A 273-nucleotide genomic window follows, 5' to 3' on the forward strand; every position below is an offset into this window, starting at 1 on the left:
GGTTGATGCCGGCCGACCCTTCGCCGGTGCCAGCGTGATTGGGTACGGTGAGAATATGCGCCAGCGCCACGCCCACCCAGGCCACCACGAACACGCCCTGATAGGCCAGTGCCTTGAGCAGATAGGAAAACACGTCCGCCAGCATCAGCGCATAGACCACTGCGCCGACCACCACCGACCACACCAGGCGCGAGGCGTGCAGGCCCAGCAGGTTGCCGAAGAAGGCCTGCATGTTGACCGTTGCCAGATAGTAGTTGGCGGTATTGATGCGCG

1 pseudogene is annotated in these 273 nt (G+C 63.4%); it reads right to left on the reverse strand.

The window, feature by feature from the left end:
- A pseudogene (locus tag ACZ3HH_RS29995) lies at positions 1 to 273 on the reverse strand (allantoin permease); the annotation flags it as partial.

The sequence above is a fragment of the Pseudomonas sp. PME37.24/025 genome, assembly GCF_055556615.1.